The 18,042-nt window shown below is 72.1% G+C and carries 17 protein-coding genes; 10 read left to right on the top strand and 7 right to left on the bottom strand.

The genetic code is table 11. The features are described from left to right. Positions 1-3: 3 nt before the first annotated feature. Positions 4-930, top strand: a complete 927-nt coding sequence (locus ACFVHK_RS16575) for an aldose 1-epimerase family protein (RefSeq protein WP_376929777.1) — start codon at positions 4-6, stop codon at positions 928-930. 30 nt (positions 931-960) lie between these two features. Here the strand turns inward: ACFVHK_RS16575 and ACFVHK_RS16570 are convergent, their stop codons facing one another. Further along, positions 961-2,139: a MarP family serine protease gene (locus ACFVHK_RS16570; RefSeq protein ID WP_376929776.1), complete on the bottom strand. Its 1,179-nt coding sequence runs from the start codon at positions 2,137-2,139 to the stop codon at positions 961-963. 186 nt (positions 2,140-2,325) lie between these two features. Continuing rightward, positions 2,326-2,991 carry a fasciclin domain-containing protein gene (locus ACFVHK_RS16565; protein ID WP_376929775.1) on the bottom strand — a complete coding sequence of 222 codons (666 nt, stop codon included), beginning with the start codon at positions 2,989-2,991 and terminating at the stop codon, positions 2,326-2,328. A 172-nt stretch (positions 2,992-3,163) separates the two neighbouring features. Here ACFVHK_RS16565 and ACFVHK_RS16560 point away from each other — a divergent pair, with 172 nt between their 5' ends. From ACFVHK_RS16560 to ACFVHK_RS16520, 9 genes are all read left to right on the top strand, one after another. Continuing rightward, entirely contained in the window at positions 3,164-3,850 is a 687-nt protein-coding gene (locus ACFVHK_RS16560; RefSeq protein WP_376929774.1) for a DedA family protein, read from the top strand. 113 nt (positions 3,851-3,963) lie between these two features. Continuing rightward, the gene (locus ACFVHK_RS16555; protein ID WP_376929773.1) at positions 3,964-5,316 is read left to right on the top strand and encodes an adenylate/guanylate cyclase domain-containing protein; all 1,353 of its coding nucleotides are present in this window, start codon (positions 3,964-3,966) and stop codon (positions 5,314-5,316) included. 177 nt (positions 5,317-5,493) lie between these two features. Then, positions 5,494-6,084, top strand: coding sequence for an ECF RNA polymerase sigma factor SigK (gene sigK, locus ACFVHK_RS16550; protein WP_129236040.1), 591 nt, complete (start codon positions 5,494-5,496; stop codon positions 6,082-6,084). Next, a complete protein-coding gene (locus ACFVHK_RS16545; RefSeq protein ID WP_376929772.1) occupies positions 6,081-6,938 on the top strand; it encodes an anti-sigma factor in 858 nt (285 codons plus the stop codon). The genes sigK and ACFVHK_RS16545 overlap by 4 nt, the downstream gene beginning before the upstream one ends. A gap of 70 nt (positions 6,939-7,008) precedes the next feature. Then, the gene (locus ACFVHK_RS16540; protein ID WP_376929771.1) at positions 7,009-8,058 is read left to right on the top strand and encodes an LLM class F420-dependent oxidoreductase; all 1,050 of its coding nucleotides are present in this window, start codon (positions 7,009-7,011) and stop codon (positions 8,056-8,058) included. Positions 8,059-8,376: 318 nt separating this feature from the next. Then, positions 8,377-9,831, top strand: a complete 1,455-nt coding sequence (locus tag ACFVHK_RS16535; RefSeq protein WP_376929770.1) for a phytoene desaturase family protein — start codon at positions 8,377-8,379, stop codon at positions 9,829-9,831. 449 nt (positions 9,832-10,280) lie between these two features. Next, complete coding sequence (locus tag ACFVHK_RS16530) at positions 10,281-10,754, top strand: hypothetical protein (protein ID WP_376929769.1); 474 nt, start codon at positions 10,281-10,283, stop codon at positions 10,752-10,754. Between the two features lie 85 nt (positions 10,755-10,839). Next, entirely contained in the window at positions 10,840-11,478 is a 639-nt protein-coding gene (locus tag ACFVHK_RS16525) for a DNA-directed RNA polymerase subunit beta (RefSeq protein WP_129235726.1), read from the top strand. Positions 11,479-11,703: 225 nt separating this feature from the next. After that, complete coding sequence (locus tag ACFVHK_RS16520) at positions 11,704-12,591, top strand: aminodeoxychorismate lyase (RefSeq protein ID WP_376929768.1); 888 nt, start codon at positions 11,704-11,706, stop codon at positions 12,589-12,591. A gap of 117 nt (positions 12,592-12,708) precedes the next feature. Here the strand turns inward: ACFVHK_RS16520 and pstB are convergent, their stop codons facing one another. The 5 genes from pstB to ACFVHK_RS16495 form a co-directional block, all read right to left on the bottom strand. Then, a complete protein-coding gene (gene pstB, locus ACFVHK_RS16515) occupies positions 12,709-13,488 on the bottom strand; it encodes a phosphate ABC transporter ATP-binding protein PstB (protein WP_129233634.1) in 780 nt (259 codons plus the stop codon). Positions 13,489-13,507: 19 nt separating this feature from the next. After that, on the bottom strand, positions 13,508-14,608 hold the full coding sequence (gene pstA, locus ACFVHK_RS16510) for a phosphate ABC transporter permease PstA (RefSeq protein WP_376929767.1): 1,101 nt from the start codon (positions 14,606-14,608) through the stop codon (positions 13,508-13,510). Beyond that, the gene (gene pstC, locus ACFVHK_RS16505) at positions 14,608-15,546 is read right to left on the bottom strand and encodes a phosphate ABC transporter permease subunit PstC (RefSeq protein WP_129233636.1); all 939 of its coding nucleotides are present in this window, start codon (positions 15,544-15,546) and stop codon (positions 14,608-14,610) included. The genes pstA and pstC overlap by 1 nt, the downstream gene beginning before the upstream one ends. 87 nt (positions 15,547-15,633) lie before the next feature. Beyond that, positions 15,634-16,725 carry a phosphate ABC transporter substrate-binding protein PstS gene (locus ACFVHK_RS16500; RefSeq protein ID WP_376929766.1) on the bottom strand — a complete coding sequence of 364 codons (1,092 nt, stop codon included), beginning with the start codon at positions 16,723-16,725 and terminating at the stop codon, positions 15,634-15,636. A 193-nt stretch (positions 16,726-16,918) separates the two neighbouring features. Next, complete coding sequence (locus ACFVHK_RS16495) at positions 16,919-18,007, bottom strand: phosphate ABC transporter substrate-binding protein PstS (protein ID WP_376929765.1); 1,089 nt, start codon at positions 18,005-18,007, stop codon at positions 16,919-16,921. Between the last annotated feature and the right edge of the window lie 35 nt (positions 18,008-18,042).

Below are 18,042 nucleotides of genomic sequence, written 5' to 3'. Positions count from 1 at the left end.
TGCATGAATCTCCCCACGGGCGATCAGTTCGAGCTCGAGACGACCACCTCCACGGGCGATGTCCGCGCGACCGTCACCGCCGTCGCCGCCGGGCTGCGCACCCTCACGATCAACGGGATCGACCTCGTCCCGCCCTACGGCGAGGACCAGACGCCGCCCTCGGGCTCGGGCATCGTCCTCGTCCCGTGGCCGAACCGCATCCGCGACGGCGTGTGGCGCCACGGCGAGCAGACCTACCAGCTCGCGATCACCGAGCCCGCGAGGCAGAACGCGATCCACGGACTGCTGCGCTACGCCGAGTACGTGCCCGTCGAGCAGGACCGCGACTCGGTGACGCTCGCGGCGACGATCTTCCCGCAGCTCGGCTACCCGTTCCTCGTGCGCACCGCCGTGCGGTACGAACTGGTCTCCGACGGGCTGAAGGTCACCCACTTCCTCGAGAACGTCGGCGGCGAGCCCGCCCCCGTCGCGGTCGGCACCCACCCGTTCCTCAAGATCGGCGGCGTGCCGACGGAGGACCTGGTGCTGCGGCTCGACGCGGCGAGCCACCTCGAGGTCGACGACCGCCTGCTGCCGACCGGAGAGGTGCCCGTCGACGGCACCGAGTGGGACTTCCGCGAGGGGCGCCGCGTCGGCGACGTCGACCTCGACGACGCGTTCGGCGAGGTCGCCTCGGTCGACGGGACCGTCGAGCACACCCTCTCCGCCCCCGACGGCCGGACGGTGTCGGTGTGGGCCGACGACGAGTTCGCGTACGTGCAGGTGTTCACGACCGAGAGCTACCCCGGCGAGAGCCGGGCGATCGCGGTCGAGCCGATGACGGCGCCCGCCGAGGCGTTCAACTCGGGCAAGGGCCTGCGCTGGCTCGATCCGGGCGAGCAGTGGGAGCTCAGCTGGGGCATCCGCTTCGCCGGATTCACCGCCGAGTGAACCCCCGTCCCGGGCCGGGGGCAGTTGGCGTCAGAACGCGCAGCTGCCCGAGTCGACGCGGTCGCTGAGCGACGGCGCCTCGTCGGCGAGCGGCTCGAGCGTGCCGACCGGAACGGCGAAGCCCACGTTGTCGACGGTCTGCGACTTCGCGAACACCACGCCGCCGACCTCGCCGTCGCCCGTGAGCACGGGGCCGCCGGAGTTGCCGTGGTCGACCTCGGCCGCGAGCGTGACGACGTCTCGCGACGTCGTGTCGCCGTCGATCGAGATCGTGATCGGCCCGTTCGCCATGACCCGCGCCGGTCGCAGCTCCAACGGACCGCCGAACGGGTAGCCCACGACGGCCACGTCGGCGTCCGCGCCGGGCGAGTCGGCGATCGCGAGCGGTGCGACATCGAGCCCGTCGACCGCGATCACCGCGAGGTCCGCATCGGGATCGAACGCGACGACGCGTCCCGCGACCGGGCCGCGGCCTGGCGCCTCGACGATCGGCTCGGTGACGCCTGCGACGACGTGCGCGTTCGTGACCACTCGGTCGGGCGCGACCACGAAGCCCGATCCGGTGAGGTTGCCACCGCATTCGAACGCCAGCCCGGTGATCCTGACGACGGATGCCGCGGCGGCGTTCAGCTCGGGATCGTCGACGCCGCCCGACGGCAGCTCGGGCGCGACCGTCGGCCCGTCGAGGACCCCGGTGAGCCACGGGATCGCCTCGCCGAACGCCGCGGTGCGGAGTTCGGCCATGAGCGTGCGTGCCGGCTGCGGCGTGACCTGGTCGATGCCGCGGACGACCCAGGAGCCCGCGGCCGCCGGCGAGACGACGGGGACGCCCATCGAGCCGACGCCGGATGCGACGAGCGCGACGACGAACGCGGTCACCATCGTGTTCACGACGGCGCCGAGCACGCGGTCGATCGGTCCGAGCTTCACGGACTCGGCTCCCCGGCCGAGCGCCCGCCCGATCGCGCTGCCGAGCGAGACGCCCGTGACGAGGAGCACCACGGCGACCGCGATCGCGATCGGCGCCCGCCACTCGGGAGCCGCGACGAACGACACCACCCACGGCATCGCGATGTACGCGGCGATGCCGCCGCCGACGAGGCCGAGGAGTCCGCCGAGGGTGCGGAGCAGGCCGGCGCGCCATCCGTGCACGAGCGCGCCGAGGAGGACGAGCACGAGCAGGATGTCGAGGACGAGGCTCCAGGTCATGCGGGTTCGCTCCGATCTGCCGAAGGACCAGCTTTCCGCATCCGCCTCGGAGCGCGCTGAGGGTGCCTCCGGTTCGGTCCGGTCCGGGCCGCGCCGGGCCGGGGTGCGCGCCGGGGACGGATGCCGACGGCCCCTCCAGCGTGCCGGAGGGGCCGTCGGTCGCGGGGCGGTGCCCGCCGTGCCCGCCTACTGGGGCATGAGCACCGAGTCGATCAGGTACACGGTCGCGTTGGCGGTCATGACGCCACCGCAGATCACGTTCGCGTCGTTCACCATGAGCTCGTCGCCCGAGCCGGTCACCTCGACGGTGCCGCCCTGGACCGTGGCCTGCGTGCCGACCACCTCGTCGGGCGCGAGCTGCCCCGGCACAACGTGGTACGTGAGGATCGAGGTCAGGAGCTCGCTGTCGCCCTGCAGGGTCTCGATCGTGGCCGCGTCGATCTCGGCGAACGCGTCGTCGACGGGCGCGAAGACGGTGAACTCGTCGCCGTTCAGCGTGTCGACGAGGTCGACGTCGGGGTTGATCCCGCCCGAGACGGCCGCGACCAGCGACGTGAGCAGCGGGTTGTTCGAGGCCGCCACGGCGACGGGGTCCATCGCCATGCCCTCGACGGAGCCGGCGCCGTCCGGCACCTGCTCGGCGTACCCGGCGCATCCGGGACCCACCAGGTTCGCCGCCGGGTCGGCCATCGTCTCCTCGGTCTCCATGGGCTCCTCGCTCATCGAGGTCTCATCGTCGGTCGCGGGCTCGTCGGTCGTGCCGGCGCTGCAGCCGGCGAGGCCGAGCGCGGCGACGGCCACGATCGAGAACGCCGCCAGTGCGGTGCGGTGCGTGCTGCGCGTGGATCGCATCGGTCTCCTCCTTGGATGGTGCGGCCCGCTGTCGGGGCCGTCGTGTGGGGTTCGGGGCGGCGTGCGCGACGGTTTGGTCGGGCCCGGCCCGGGCGTGTCGGCGGTGCCGGATGCCGCGGCGAGCGAGCGTGCGGTCAGGTTCCGTTCATCCGGCATCCCCTAGCCTCGTCAGATGACGACGACCCTCCTCGCCGCCGCCGAACCCGAGCTCACCGGCCTCGCCGCGTGGGCCGTCGACCTCATGGAGACCCTGGGCGCCCCGGGCGCAGGCCTCGCGATCGCGCTCGAGAACCTGTTCCCCCCGCTGCCGAGCGAGGTCATCCTGCCGCTCGCGGGGTTCACGGCCAGCCAGGGCTCGTTCTCGCTCGTCGAGGTGCTGTTCTGGACCACCCTCGGCTCGGTCGTCGGGGCCCTCGCGCTGTACGCGGTCGGCGCGCTGCTCGGCCGCGAGCGCACGCGGTCGATCATCAAGGCCGTGCCGCTCGTCGACGTCGCCGACGTCGACCGCACCGAGGCCTGGTTCGTCAGGCACGGCAGGAAGGCGGTGTTCCTCGGGCGGATGATCCCGCTCTTCCGCAGCCTGATCTCCGTGCCCGCGGGCGTCACGCGCATGAACCTCGTGCTGTTCCTCGTGCTCACCACGACCGGCAGCGTCATCTGGAACACGGTCTTCGTCCTCGCGGGCTACGTGCTGGGTGAGAACTGGGCGGTCGTCGAGCCCTGGGCCGACGGGTTCCAGGTGGTCGTGATCGTCGCCGTCGTGATCGCGGTCGGCGCATTCGTGGCGAAGCGGGTCGTCCGCAACCGCGAGCACCGGCGCCGCGTGGCGGCCGGACAGGAGACCCGCGGCGGCATCTGAGCCGCGGCGTGCCGTTCCCGCGGCACGCGGCCCGTGTCGCCCGTGCGCCGGCGAGTCCTCCCGGACTACCCTGATCGCGTGGGCAGCCCCCGAGGTCGTCGCGGAGCCGGAACGTGATCCCGGCGACACGGTACGCCGGTCGGAACGGCGTCGACCTCGCCTACAAGGTGTTCGGCGAGGGCGACCGCGACATCGTGCTCGCGTTCGCGTTCATCTCCAACGTCGACGTGTTCTGCGAGCTGCCGGAGCACCTCGAGTTCATCGAGCGGCTCCGGGGCCTCGGCGCCCGCGTCATCCTGTTCGACAAGCGAGGGACCGGGCTCTCGGATCGCGGCGGCCTCGACGCCTCGGTGGAGGACCACGCCGACGACCTCGTCGCGATCCTCGACGCCGCCGGGAGCGCGCGGGCGACCATCATCGGGTGGTTCGACGGCGGCGCGACCGCCCTCGCCGCCGCCGCCCGCCACCCCGACCGGGTGGAGGCCGTCATCGCCTACGAGGTGCTCGCGGTCGGCCGAGCCGATGCGGAGTTCCCCTGGGAGCTCGACGCCTCGTGGATCGCGAGCCTCATGGCAGGGCTCCAGCCGTCGGAGTGGGGTCGGGGGCACGTCGTGCGCCAGTTCTGGCAGGCGGAGGGCGCCGAACGCCTGGTGGCGTGGTGGGAGCGCTACGAGAGCATGTCGGCGACCCCGACGGCCGCGAGGAGGCTCGCCGAGGCCATCGTCCGGCTCGACGTCAGGCCGCACCTCGCCGGGGTGCGCGCGCCCGTGCTCGTGCTCCACGACGCTGCGCTGGAGGCGTTCGACGAGGCCCCGATGCGCTGGCTCGCCGATGCCCTCCCCGATGGACGGCTCCAGCTCGTCCACCGGTCCTCGGCCCTTCCGGCCATCCTCCCCGACAGCGCCCTCGTCGACGAGATGGAGGAGTTCCTGACGGGCAGCCGAAGCGGCGGACGGCGCGACGTGCTCACCACCGTGTTCACCGACATCGTCGGCTCCACGGCCGCGCTCGCGAGGACCGGCGACGAGAGCTGGCGCAGCATCCACGCGTCGCACGACGAGGCGCTCCGGCGCTCCATCGCCAGGTTCTCGGGGACCGAGGCCAACACGACCGGCGACGGGATCGTGGCGACCTTCCCGCTGCCGTCCTCCGCGCTGCACTTCGCCGCCCAGGCACTCGACTCGGCCCGTGCGCTCGGGCTCGAGCTGCGCGTCGGCGTCCACTCCGGCGAGTTGATCCTGCGCGGCGACGACCTCGTCGGCCTGGCCGTCCACGCGGCGGCGCGCATCTGCGCGGCCGCGGACCCGGGACGCATCATGGTGAGCGACACGGTCCGCACGCTCCTGCTCGGACTCCCGTTCGCCTTCGAACCCGCCGGCGAGCACGAGTTGAAGGGCGTGCCCGACCGATGGCGGCTCTGGTACTGCGTGGACGGGCCCGCCGGCGCCGAGGCGCGTCCGAGCTGATCGCCGGGAGGAGTCGCCGCGCTCGCGGTCCGGCCAATCCTCGCGGCGACCCGCGCCGAATCACCTGCGACCCTCCCCGCACCGCAGGAGCACCGCATGACCCTCGTCCAGGCGCCGCCTCCGGTCGCGCTCCGCGCCGCACCCGCGGCCGCGCGGCGCCGACCGGCTCGGTCTGACATGCTGGAACGCGTGACGGACGGCGAGCACGGGCCCGCGGCATCCGACCCGACCCTCGACGACCTGCTCGTCGCCACGGGCGTCGGCGATCGGGCCGCATTCGGCGCGCTGTACGACCGCACCGCGGCCCGCATCCTCGGGCTCGTGCGTCGTGTCGTGGTCGACCCGGCCCAGGCCGAGGAGGTCGCGCAGGACGTGTTCCTCGAGGTGTGGCAGACCGCTCCGCGGTTCGACGCGGCGCGAGGATCGGCGATCTCGTGGATGTTCACGCTCGCCCACCGCCGCGCCGTCGACCGGGTGCGGTCCGCGCAGTCCGCCCGAGATCGCGATGCCCGCATCGGGGCGCGCGACCTGGACGTGCCGGTGGACAGCGTCGCGGAGGCGGTCGAGGTGCGGCTCGACCACGAGCGGGCGCATGTCGCGCTCGCCGAGCTCAGCGACCTGCAGCGCGAGTGCGTGACACTCGCGTACTACGGCGGACTGACGCAGTCCGAGATCGCCGAACGGCTCGACGTGCCGCTCGGCACCGTGAAGACGAGGATGCGCGACGGCATGATCCGCCTGCGCCGCGTGATGGGGGTGAGCACATGACCGACGCCGAGACCCCGGCGCGCCGGGAGCCCGACCTGGACGCGCTGCTCGCGGCCTACGCGCTCGACGCGGTGAGCGACGAGGAACGTGCGATCGTCGAGGCCCGCCTGGCGGAATCGCCCGAGCTCCGAGCGGAGCTCGCGGCGCACCTCGAGGCGGCGACCGCGCTCGCCGATGCCGCCGCGCCCATCGAGCCGCCGCCGGCGCTCAAGGCGTCGATCCTCGACCGTCTCGACGACGTGCCGCAGGTCTCCGCCGCGGGCGCCGCCGCACCCGGGGTGCAGCCCGCTGCCGCGCCGGGAGCCGAGCCCGCCGCCGCATCGTCGGCCGACGAGCGCGAGGCCGCCGGACCCGCCGCACCCGCCGGACCCGCCGGACCTGCCGAACGCGCCGCCCGACGGCGCTGGTTCCAGCGTCCCGCCGCGATCGTCGCGGCCGCGGCGGCCGCCGTGCTCGTCATCGCGGGCGCCGTGGTCGGCGTGAACTGGCCGGGCCCGGCGGGGTGGGGCGCGCAGCGGTCGGTCCAGGCGATCGCGGAGGCCCCCGACGCCGAGTCGGTCACGGTGGCGTCCGCCGACGGCGGCGAGGTCACGATCGTGTGGTCCGAGGAACTCGGACGATCCGCCGTGCGGGCGTCCGACCTGCCCGACGTCGGCTCGGCCTCGACGTACGAGCTCTGGTACATCGACGAGGGCGGGGCGCGGCCGGCCGGCACGTTCGACCCCGACGCGGGCGAGGCCTTCGTCGTGCTCGAGGGGGACTTCACTCCGGGGGTCGTCGTCGGCATGACGGTCGAACCGGCGGGCGGCTCCGAGGCGCCGACCACCGACCCCATCGTCGTCGTCGAGACCTGATCGGTTCGGCTAGGGTCTGAGGGGGCTGCGCCCCCCCCCGACCCACACCCCCGACGACGAGGAGTGACGCATGCGCATCGGCATGTTCCTGAGCTACGCAGGCGGCTTCCGCGACGCCGCAGCCGAGGTCGCCGAACTCGAGCGCGCCGGCGTCGACCTCGTCGTCGTCCCCGAGGTCTACTCGTTCGACGCGGTGAGCCAGCTCGGCTTCCTCGCGGCCCGCACCTCGCGCATGACGCTGATGAGCGGCATCCTGCAGCTCTACACCCGCACGCCCTCGCTCACGGCGATGACCGCCGCCGGCCTCGACTACGTCTCGGAGGGCCGCTTCGAGCTCGGCATCGGCGCCTCGGGCCCGCAGGTCATCGAGGGCTTCCACGGCGTGCCCTACGACGCGCCCCTCGGCCGCATGCGCGAGATCGTCGACGTGTGCCGCATGGTGTGGCGCCGCGAGCGCGTCGTCCACGAGGGGAAGAACTACACGATCCCGCTCGCCGCGGGTCGCGGCACGGGCCTCGGCAAGCCGCTGAAGCTCATCAACGAGCCGGTGCGCGAGCGGATCCCCATCACGATCGCCTCGCTCGGCCCGAAGTCGGTCGAGCAGACGGCCGAGATCGCGGAGGGCTGGCTGCCGATGTTCTTCCACCCCGAGCGAGCGGCCGACGTGTGGGGCGCGTCGCTCGAAGCGGGCCGAGCCCGTCGGGCGCCCGAGCTCGGAGCACTCGACGTGTTCGCGAGCCCCGCGCTCGCGATCACCGACCGACCCGAACTGATCGAGGCGGCGATCGCGGCGGTCAAGCCGAACCTCGCCCTGTACATCGGCGGCATGGGCGCGCGGGGGAAGAACTTCTACAACGACCTGATCGCGAGCTACGGCTTCGCCGCGGAGGCCGAGCGCATCCAGGACCTCTACCTCGACGGCCGTCGCGACGAGGCGGTGGCCGCCGTGCCCGACGAACTGGTTCGCGCGATCTCCCTCATCGGCTCGCCCGCCGAGGTCGCCGAACGCGTCGACGCATTCGCGCGGGCCGGGGTCACGACGCTGAACGCGACGCCGCTCGGACGCGATGCCGATGAGCGACTCGCGCTCATGGCGGGACTGCGCCGCATCGTCGGCTAGCCGCCCCCGCTGGGAGCCGCGCTCGCCTCGCCGGATCCACGCGCGGGACGCCTGCGTCGCGGGGCATCGCCGCCACGCCGCAACGCCCCCCGTTCGAGGGTGTTCCCAGCGCCCGGTCGCGGACGTACGCTCGGTGCACCGCACGTGGCAGTGCGGAAGGGGACACCTGGGGAGGAGCCGCCGCGTCGGGGCATCGGGGCCCAGCACGTCCCCGTTCCCCCACGGCGGTGCCCCGGTCCGCCGCTCGCCGTCGACACGCCCGTCGCGTGACATCATGGTGCCGAACGCGCAGCGCACGCACGCGGACGGGGAGGTCGGATGGCCCGGGGTGACGCCGTCGACGCGATCGTGGTGGGCTCGGGGCCCAACGGGCTCGCCGCCGCCGTGACGCTCGCCCGCGCCGGTCTGTCGGTCCGCGTCCACGAGGCGGCGACGGAACCGGGGGGAGGCGCCCGGACCGCGGAGCTGACGCTGCCCGGGTTCCGCCACGACGTGTGCTCGGCCGTCCACCCGATGGCGCTCGCATCCCCGTTCTTCCGCGCCTTCGGCCTCGAGCGGCGCATCGAGCTGCGGGTCCCCGAGCTCTCCTTCGCGCACCCGCTCGACGGCGGACGCGCGGGCCTGGCCTGGCGCGACCTCGACCGCACCGTCGACGACCTCGGGCGCGACGGCCGCGCGTACCGGCGCCTGATCGCCCCGCTCGTCGCCCACGAGGAGGCCGTGACCGAGTTCACGGGGTCGACGCTGCTGCGCGTGCCGCGGCATCCGCTCGTCGCCGCCCGGTTCGGGGCGCGGGCGCTGGAGCAGGGCACGCCGGCGTGGAACCTGCGCTTCCGGGGCGACGTGGCACCGGCGATGCTGACCGGCGTCGCGGCGCACGCGATCCGCCCGCTGCCGAGCCTCGGGACCGCCGGCTCGGGCCTCGTGCTCACGACGCACGCGCATGCGCGCGGCTGGCCCATCCCGGTCGGCGGCAGCGGCGCGATCGTCTCCGCACTCGTCGACGACCTCGTCGCGCACGGCGGCGAGGTGGTGACGGATGCCGCGGTCGACGACCTCGCGGCGCTGCCGCCTGCCCGCGCCGTCCTCCTCGACGTCACTCCGCGCGCGCTCGTGCGCCTCGCGGGGGACCGGCTGCCGCGACGGTACCGTCGTGCGCTCCGCGGATTCCGCTACGGGAACGCGGCCGCGAAGGTCGACTTCGCGCTCGCCGGGCCCGTGCCGTGGGCGGATCCCGCCGTGGCGGGGGCCGGCACGGTGCACCTCGGGGGCACGCGGGAGGAGATCGGCGCCGGCGAGCGCGACGTGGCGCGCGGGCGGCATCCGTCGTCACCGTACGTGCTGGTGTCGCAGCCGTCGACGCTCGACGATTCGCGAGCGCCCGACGGGCGTCACGTGCTGTGGACGTACACGCACGTCCCCGCAGGATCGACGCTCGACCCGACCGAAGCGGTCACGCGGCAGCTCGAGCGCTTCGCGCCGGGATTCCGCGACCTCGTGCTCGCCTCGTCGGCGCGTTCGGCCGAGCAGATGCAGGCCGAGAACGCGAACTACATCGGCGGCGACATCGCCTCAGGCTCGCCGTCGCTCGCGCAGCTCGTCCGCCGCCCCGTGCTCTCGCCGGACCCCTGGCGCACCCCGCTCGCGGGCGTCTACCTCGCGTCGGCCTCGACGCCGCCCGGCCCGGGCGTGCACGGCCTCGCCGGCTGGCACGCGGCCGCGAGCGCCCTGCGTCACGAGTTCGGGCTCGGGATGCCGCGGCTCGCGCCGTGACGCGCGAAGTGCCCCCACAGGGACTCGAACCCTGGACCCACGGATTAACCTGCTGCACTGAGTTTCCCCAGCCACCGCGAACGGCTTGCAGTCTGGACTATATCTTCACCTTCGGCCGAGCCGGTCAGGTGCGCCGCGTGTAGTCTCTGAGGTTCCCTTGCGGTTACCTGCTGATTGCCCAATCCCTCGGATTTTCACTGCCCGGATGGGCGAGTACCTCGGGCTCTCAGGGGGTCCCAGCATATAGCGGCGTCCATCCACCGCATTTCTGCGGTGACGCTCCTTTTTGTGTTGAAGTCCGTTGCTCTAACCAACTGAGCTATAGGGGCGAACCCACCCTAACAGGCCCCCCGAGCCCTGTTCCGTGCTCAGAGTGGAGAGGCCCGTCGATAGCGCGACGGGTGTCAGCGGTCGTACCTATCGTCGGCACTACTTCCCGAAAGGACGCCATGAAGTCGTGCTCGACGTGCCGCCGGTCGCTTCCGACCACAGAGTTCAATCGCCGACAGCGTTCACGGGACGGCCTGCAAGCCGTCTGCCGTTCGTGCAACGCCGCGAGGGCGCGGCTCTACTACGCCGAGAACATCGAGAAGCATCGCCGGGCCGTCGCCGCGCAGGTGGCGAAGACGCGCTCGGCGCATCTGCAGCGAATCGGCGCGTACCTCCTCGAGCACCCCTGCATCGACTGCGGTGAGAGCGACATCCGGGTGCTCGACTTCGATCATCGGTCGGGAACAGAGAAGGTGGGCGAAGTGATGAAGCTCGCCAAGGCGGCGTACTCGTGGCCGCGGGTACGCGACGAGATGGCGAAGTGCGATGTCCGGTGCAGGAACTGCCACGCCATCGTCACGTACGAGCGAATCGGAGAGACCTGGCGGACTGCGGTACTCGCGGCTTCCATGCGGAAGGCCGCGGTCCACTGAACTGCCGGCAGCGACGATTCCGCCGACCGCGGAACGCCCGCCCGACCGTGGGCGGTTCCCGGCCGGCGGGGGTATCGTGTCCGCGATGACCGCAGACTTCCACCGCCCCACGCGGTTCCCGCCGCGCATGTTCGAAGGGTACCTGGGCGCCGAGGACCCGGCGTACGTGAGCCGTGTCGCGCACGACACCGCGGCAGCGGTGCTCTCGCGTGTGCGCGAGGACCCCGACCCCGAGGTGGTCGCCCGCCTCGTGTCGTACACCGACGAGCACGGCATCGATGCGATCGCCGAGCTGTGGTCGCAGGCGTCGCCGAAGAGCCTGCCGGGCGCGCTCTGGCGCATCTACCTGCTGCGCACGATGATCCGGCAGGATGCGCAGGGGGTCAGCCTCGCGTTCCAGCGCGGCACCGAGGTCTCTCGCACGATCGACCAGGTCGTCGCGGGCGCGCCCACCCCGGCCGGCCCGGCGGAGGTGCGCGAGCTCGCCGACACGATCCTCCGCGGCGTGTTCTCGGGCGACTTCGCCGCGGCGCTCGAGCGCGCCACGGCGTTCTGCCGGGTCGCCTCGGCCGGTTTCGCGAGCCTCGCCGACGATGCGGATGCCGCGGACGCCGCGCATCCCGACCGGCCGGGAATCCTCACCCAACGCGCGCTGCGGCTCTCCTCGCTCGCCGAGGAGCTCGCGGCGTGCGCGCGCCTCTGGCGTCACGACAGCCTGGACTGACCGCCCGGGACGCCGCCGGGAATAGACCCGCGGTCGACCTCGTTTAGACTGTTCGTGGCCGGTCGCAGTAACCCCGGGCTCCAATATTCGCCGCTTCGAGCGGCCTCGCGCCGAGAGGCGTTCTGCGGCCGGCCATCTTCCTGCCCGCCGGTTCGCGTGCCGACGAACGGCGCGTCGACGACGGGCTCCGGCATGTCGGCCACCCGCTCGGCGTAGCATCGAGGAATGGCCGACACCGTCTCGTTCCTCGTCGACCCGCTGCCCGTCGATGCGTCACCGGAGTTCTTCGAGGCGTCCTTTCGCGAGATCGAGCCGGGATCCGGTGCGCTCGCCGTGAACGACCTGGCGCCGCACCGCGGCGACGGCGTCTTCGAGACGCTCGCGATCGTCGACGGGCACGTGCAGGAGGTCGGGCCGCACCTCGCCCGCCTGGCGAACTCGGCGCGCCTCACCGAACTGCCCGAGCCCAACCTCGAGCAGTGGTCGCTCGTCATCCGCCGCGCTGCCGAGCGGGTCCCGAACGAAGGCGAGTTCGCCCTCAAGATCGCACTCAGCCGCGGGGTCGACCCGGGCACCACGCCGACGGGGTGGGTGCACGTCACGCCCGGCGCCGAGTTCCAGGCTGCGCGGGAGCGCGGCATCCGCGTCGTCAGCCTCGACCGCGGCGTGTCGCGCGGCGCGGGGGAGCGGGCACCGTGGCTGCTGCTCGGCGCGAAGACGCTGAGCTACGCGGCGAACATGGCGGCGATCCGCGAGGCCAAGCGCCGCGGAGCCGACGACGCCCTGTTCACCTCGTCCGACGGCTTCGTGCTCGAAGGGCCCACGTCGAGCGTGATCGCGCGGCTCGGCGATGAGTTCGTCACGCCCCCGCCCGCCTCCGGCATCCTGCACGGCACGACCCAGCGCAGCATCTTCGCGTACCTCGAGGGGCGGGGCCGCAGGGTCGCCTACCGCGACCTCACGCTCGACGAGCTCAGGCGAGCGGATGCCGCGTGGCTGGTGTCGAGCGTGCGCATGGCCGCGCCGATCGTCGAGCTCGACGGAGCGCCGCTCGCCGTCGACCTCGACGAGACCGCCGCGCTGAACGCGTACCTCCTGAGCCCGCGCGACTGACGATCGGGCGACCGCCGTGCGACCGGCGATCGACCGCCGCCCGCCGACCGCGGCGACGTCGCCCGACGAGAACGGCCCGGCCCCCTGCGGGGACCGGGCCGGACGGCGGAGCGAGGCTCAACCGAAGCGACCGGACACGTAGTCCTCGGTTGCCTTCTCGGACGGGTTCGAGAAGATCGTCGTCGTCTCGTCGTACTCGATGAGCTTGCCCGGCTTGCCGGTTCCCGCGATGTTGAAGAACGCGGTCTTGTCGGAGACCCGCGAGGCCTGCTGCATGTTGTGGGTCACGATGACGATCGTGTACTCCTGCTTGAGCTCCTCGATGAGGTCCTCGATCGCGAGCGTCGAGATCGGGTCGAGCGCCGAGCAGGGCTCGTCCATCAGGATGATCTCGGGCGAGACCGCGATCGCGCGGGCGATGCAGAGACGCTGCTGCTGGCCGCCCGACAGGCCCGAGCCCGGGCGGTCGAGGCGGTCCTTGACCTCGTTCCAGAGGTTCGCACCCTGCAGCGACTGCTCGACGAGGTCGTCGGCGTCGGACTTCGAGATGCGCCGGTTGTTGAGCTTCACGCCCGCGAGGACGTTCTCCTTGATCGACATCGTCGGGAACGGGTTGGGGCGCTGGAAGACCATGCCCACCTGGCGGCGCACGAGCACCGGGTCGACCTCGGGGTCGTAGAGGTTGTTGCCGTCGATGAGCACCTCGCCCTCGACGCGTGCGCCGGGGATCACCTCGTGCATGCGGTTGAGGGTGCGGAGGAAGGTCGACTTGCCGCAGCCCGACGGGCCGATGAACGCCGTCACGCTGCGCGGCTCGATCTCGAGGGAGACGCCCTCGACTGCGAGGAACTTGCTGTAGTAGACGTTCAGGTCTCGGACTTCGATGCGCTTGGACACTGTGGTTCCTATCTGGGGGTCAGCGACCGTACTTGGGGGCGAAGAACCGCGCGACGAGTCGGGCGACGAGGTTCAGCACCATGACGATGAGGATGAGCGTGAGGGCGGCCGCCCACGCGCGGTCGAGGTACGCCTCGGGCGGGTTCCCCTGGTTGGCGTACTGGGTGTAGACGAACACCGGGAGGGACTGCATGCGTCCCTCGGTCATGTCGTAGTTCACGCTGTTCGTGAATCCCGCGGCGATGAGCAGCGGTGCGGTCTCGCCGATGACGCGGGCGATCGAGAGCATGATGCCCGTCGTGATGCCGGCGATCGAGGTGGGCAGCACGACCTTCACGATCGTCAGCCACTTCGGCACGCCGAGGGCGTACGCGGCCTCGCGCAGTTCGACGGGGACGAGGCGCAGCATCTCCTCGCTGGAACGCACGACGACCGGGATCATCAGCACCGCGAGGGCCACCGCGCCGGCGATGCCGGTGCGCGTGCCGGGGCCCCAGAAGATCGCGAAGAGCGCGTAGGCGAACAGGCCGGCGACGATCGACGGGATGCCGGTCATGACGTCGACGAGGAAGGTGATGCCACGGGCGAGACGGCCGCGGCCGTACTCGACGAGGTAGATCGAGGTCATCAGCCCGATCGGGATCGAGATGAGCGCAGCGGTGCCCGTCATGAGCACGGTGCCGACGATCGCGTGCAGCGCACCGCCGCCCTCGCCCGTCACGTTGCGCATCGAGTAGGTGAAGAACTCGACGTCGAAGCGGTTGAGGCCGAACGTGACGACGGTGATCGACAGCGAGATCAGCGGGATCATCGCGAGGAGGAAGGCCCCGGTGACCAGCGCGGTCACGAACCGGTCGGTCGAACGTCGCCCGCCCTCGACGATGCGCGAGAGCAGCGTGATCGTGGCGACGTAGATGATCGCGGCGACCACGAACGTGCCGACCCAGTTGAACTCGGCGCCGCTCAGCGCGATGACGCCGAACAGGCCGGCCGAGACGAGGAGGCTCGCACCGAGCACCATCCACGGTGCGCCGTTGGGGAGCTTGCCCGCGGTGAGCGAGTTGCTGACCGGCGCCGCCGCCGGCCCGCGGGTCTCGGGAGGGGTGATCGTCGTGGTCATCAGTTCGCTCCCGAGAACTCGGCACGGCGAGCGACGATCCAACGGGCGATCGCGTTCACCGCGAAGGTGACGATGAAGAGGATGAGGCCGGTCGCGATGAGGACGTTGACGTTGATGCCGTACGCCTCGGGGAAGCTCAGGGCGATGTTCGCGGCGATCGTCGACGGGTTCACCGAGGTGAGCAGCTCGAACGTGATCGCTCCGGTCGCCGAGAGGACCATGGCGACGGCCATCGTCTCGCCCAGCGCGCGGCCGAGGCCGAGCACGGCGGCCGAGATGATGCCGGGGCGGCCGAACGGGAGGACCGCGGTGCGGATCATCTCCCACCGGGTGGCGCCGAGGGCGAGCGCGGCCTCCTCGTGCAGGACCGGCGTCTGGAGGAAGACCTCGCGCGAGATCGCGGTGATGATCGGGATGATCATGACGGCGAGCACGAGGGCCGCGGTGAGGATGGTGCGGCCGGTGCCGGAGACCGGTCCGGCGAAGAGCGGGAACCAGCCGAGGTTGTCCACGAGCCAGGAGTAGAGCGGCTGGACCGCGGGGGCCAGGACGCCGATGCCCCACAGGCCGAACACGACCGACGGGACGGCAGCCAGGAGGTCGACCACGTACCCCAGCGCCGACGCGAGCCGGCGCGGGGCGTAGTGCGAGATGAAGAGCGCGATGCCGATCGAGATCGGGAGGGCGATGAGCAGCGCGAGCGCCGCGGCCCAGATCGTGCCGAAGACGAGGGGGCCGACGTAGGCCCAGAAGTTGGTGTCGAGGATCGAGGCGTCCTCGCCGTCGGCGACGAACGCCGGGATGCTCTGGACGATGAGGAACGTCGCGACCGCTGCGAGGGTGACGAGGATCATCGAGCCGGCGAAGACCGCCGACTTTGAGAAGACGCGGTCGCCTGGGCGCTGCTTCGCCCGGATCGGCGCGGCTGCGGTGGTCATCTGGAGATCCTCCGGTCGGTGTGCATGGAACATGGCCGTGCCCGGCCCCGGCTGCTGCTGACGCTACCGGGGCCGGGCACGTGCCGCCTACTGGATCGAGTCGATCGCTGCGGTGACCTTCTCGCGGAGCGAGTCGGAGATCGGGGCCGAGCCGGCGGACTCGGCCGCGACGTCCTGGCCCTCGGGGCTGGCGATGTACGACAGGTACGCCTTCACGAGCTCGACGTTCTCGGGCTCCGCGTACTCCTGGCAGGCGATGAGGTAGCTGACGAGGACGATCGGGTAGACGCCGGCCTCCTCCGAGGTGCGGTCGAGCTCGATGGCGAGGTCGTGCTCGTCACGGCCCTCGACGAACGGCGATGCGTCGACGATGGCGGCAGCGGCCTCGGGCGAGTACTCGACGAACTCGCCGCCCACGCCGACCGCGACGGTGCCGAGGTCACCGGCGCGCGACGCGTCGGCGTATCCGATCGTGCCGGTGCCGTTGGTCACGGCGTCGACGACACCCGAGGTGCCCTGCGCGCCCTCGCCGCCCTCGAACGGCCACACGCCGTCGGCCTCGTAGGTCCACACGTCGGGCGCGGCCGCACCGAGGTAGTCGGTGAAGTTCTCGGTGGTGCCCGAGTCGTCAGAACGGTGGACCGGGGTGATCGCGAGGTCGGGGAGCTCGACGCTCTCGTTCGTGGCGGCGATCGCCTCGTCGTTCCAGTTGGTGATGTCACCGGCGAAGATGCCCGCGATCGTGGCCGGGTCGAGGTCGAGGCTGTCGACGCCCTCGAGGTTGAAGATCACGGCGATCGGCGAGATGTAGAGCGGGAGCTCGACGACGCTCGTGTCGGGAGCGCACTTGGCGAAGCCGCCCTCGGCGATCTCCTCGTCGTTGAACGCACGGTCGGAGCCGGCGTAGTCGCTGGCGCCCGAGAGGAACGTGTCGCGACCGGCGCCCGAGCCCGAGGGGTCGTAGTCGATGGTCACGTCGGGGTTCGCGGTCTGGAAGCCGGCGATCCACGCCTGCTGGGCCGAGTCCTGCGACGACGCGCCGGCGCCGACCAGGTTGCCCGAGAGCGTCGAGTCGGAGCCGGAGTCGCCCGAGCCGCCCTCGTTCGCGGCGCAGGAGCTGAGCGCGAGGGCCGCCGTCATGGCGATGACGGCAGGCGCGGCGAAACGCTTGAGGTTCACGTGATTCCCTTCCGGGGGTTGGATTGCAGGATGTGGGGCCGGGTGCCGACCCGCCTGCGACGCTAACCAGCGTGCGTGACGAGCGTCCCCCACGGTAGTGAACGGGAGGTGAACTGGGTCTGTCCGGGCGGGATGGCGCCGCTGTGAGTCCGCCGTGACGGCGGCGTCCCGCAGATCGTCGGGGCCGTGGGTGCTAGCCGCTGATGGATTCGATCGCCTGCATGGCGCGCTCGCGCAGCGACTCCGAGATCGGCGCCGATCCGGCCCCGACGGCGGCGGCCTGCTGGCCCTCCTCGCTCGCGATGTACGCCAGGTACTCCCGCACGACCTCGACGTTCCGAGGAGAGGCGTACTGCTGGCAGGCGATGAGGTAGCTGACGAGGACGATCGGGTAGACACCGGCCTGCTCGGTGGTGCGATCGATGCTGATGGCCAGGTCGCCGTCCGCTCGCCCCTCCTCGAGCGGGGACGCGTCGACGATCGCCGCGGCCGCCTCGGGGGAGAACGAGACGAACTCGTCGCCGACGCGGACCGCCGCCGTGCCGAGGTCTCCGGCGCGCGACGCATCGGCGTAGCCGATGGTTCCCACGCCGTTGCCGACCGTGTCGATCACGCCCGAGTTCCCCTGGGCGGCCTCGCCGCCCGAGAACGGCCACACGCCGTCGGCCTCCCATTCCCACACCTCGGGCGCGGCGGCGTGCAGGTAGTCGGTGAAGTTCTCGGTCGTGCCCGAGTCGTCCGAGCGGTGCACCGCGGTGATGGGGAGATCGGGAAGCGCCACCTCGGGGTTGGTCGCGGCGATCGCCGGATCGTTCCAGTCGGTGATGTCGCCGGCGAAGATCCCCGCGATCGTCTCGGGGTCGAGGTCCAGCGTGTCGATGTCGTCGAGGCGGAACACCACGGCGATCGGGGAGATGTACAGGGGCAACTCGATGACCGTGGAGTCCGGGGCGCAACGACCGAAGCCGCCATCCGCGAGTTCCTCCTCGGTGTATGCGCGATCCGACCCGGCGAAGTCGCTCGCGCCCTCCATGAAGGTGTCGCGTCCGGCGCCGGAGCCCGCCGGGTCGTAGTCGACCGTGACCGCGGGGTGCGCGGTCTGGAACGCCGCCACCCACGACTGCTGCGCGGCGCCCTGCGCCGATGAACCTGCTCCGACGACGTATCCGTCGAGCGTCGACCCCGTGTCGCCGGTCGACATCTCGTTGACGGCGCAGGAGGAGAGGACGGATGCGGCGACGGCGGCGAGCGCGACGGCCGCGGTCGGGCGGATGCGGTTCACTGGGACCCTTCGGGGAGGTTCGGGGGGATCGGGAG

It is taken from the genome of Agromyces binzhouensis (genome assembly GCF_042672355.1).
Classification (GTDB): Bacteria; Actinomycetota; Actinomycetes; order Actinomycetales; family Microbacteriaceae; genus Agromyces; species Agromyces binzhouensis.
Note: the sequence above shows the minus strand (reverse complement) of the source record. Positions and strands in the feature narration are given on the sequence as shown.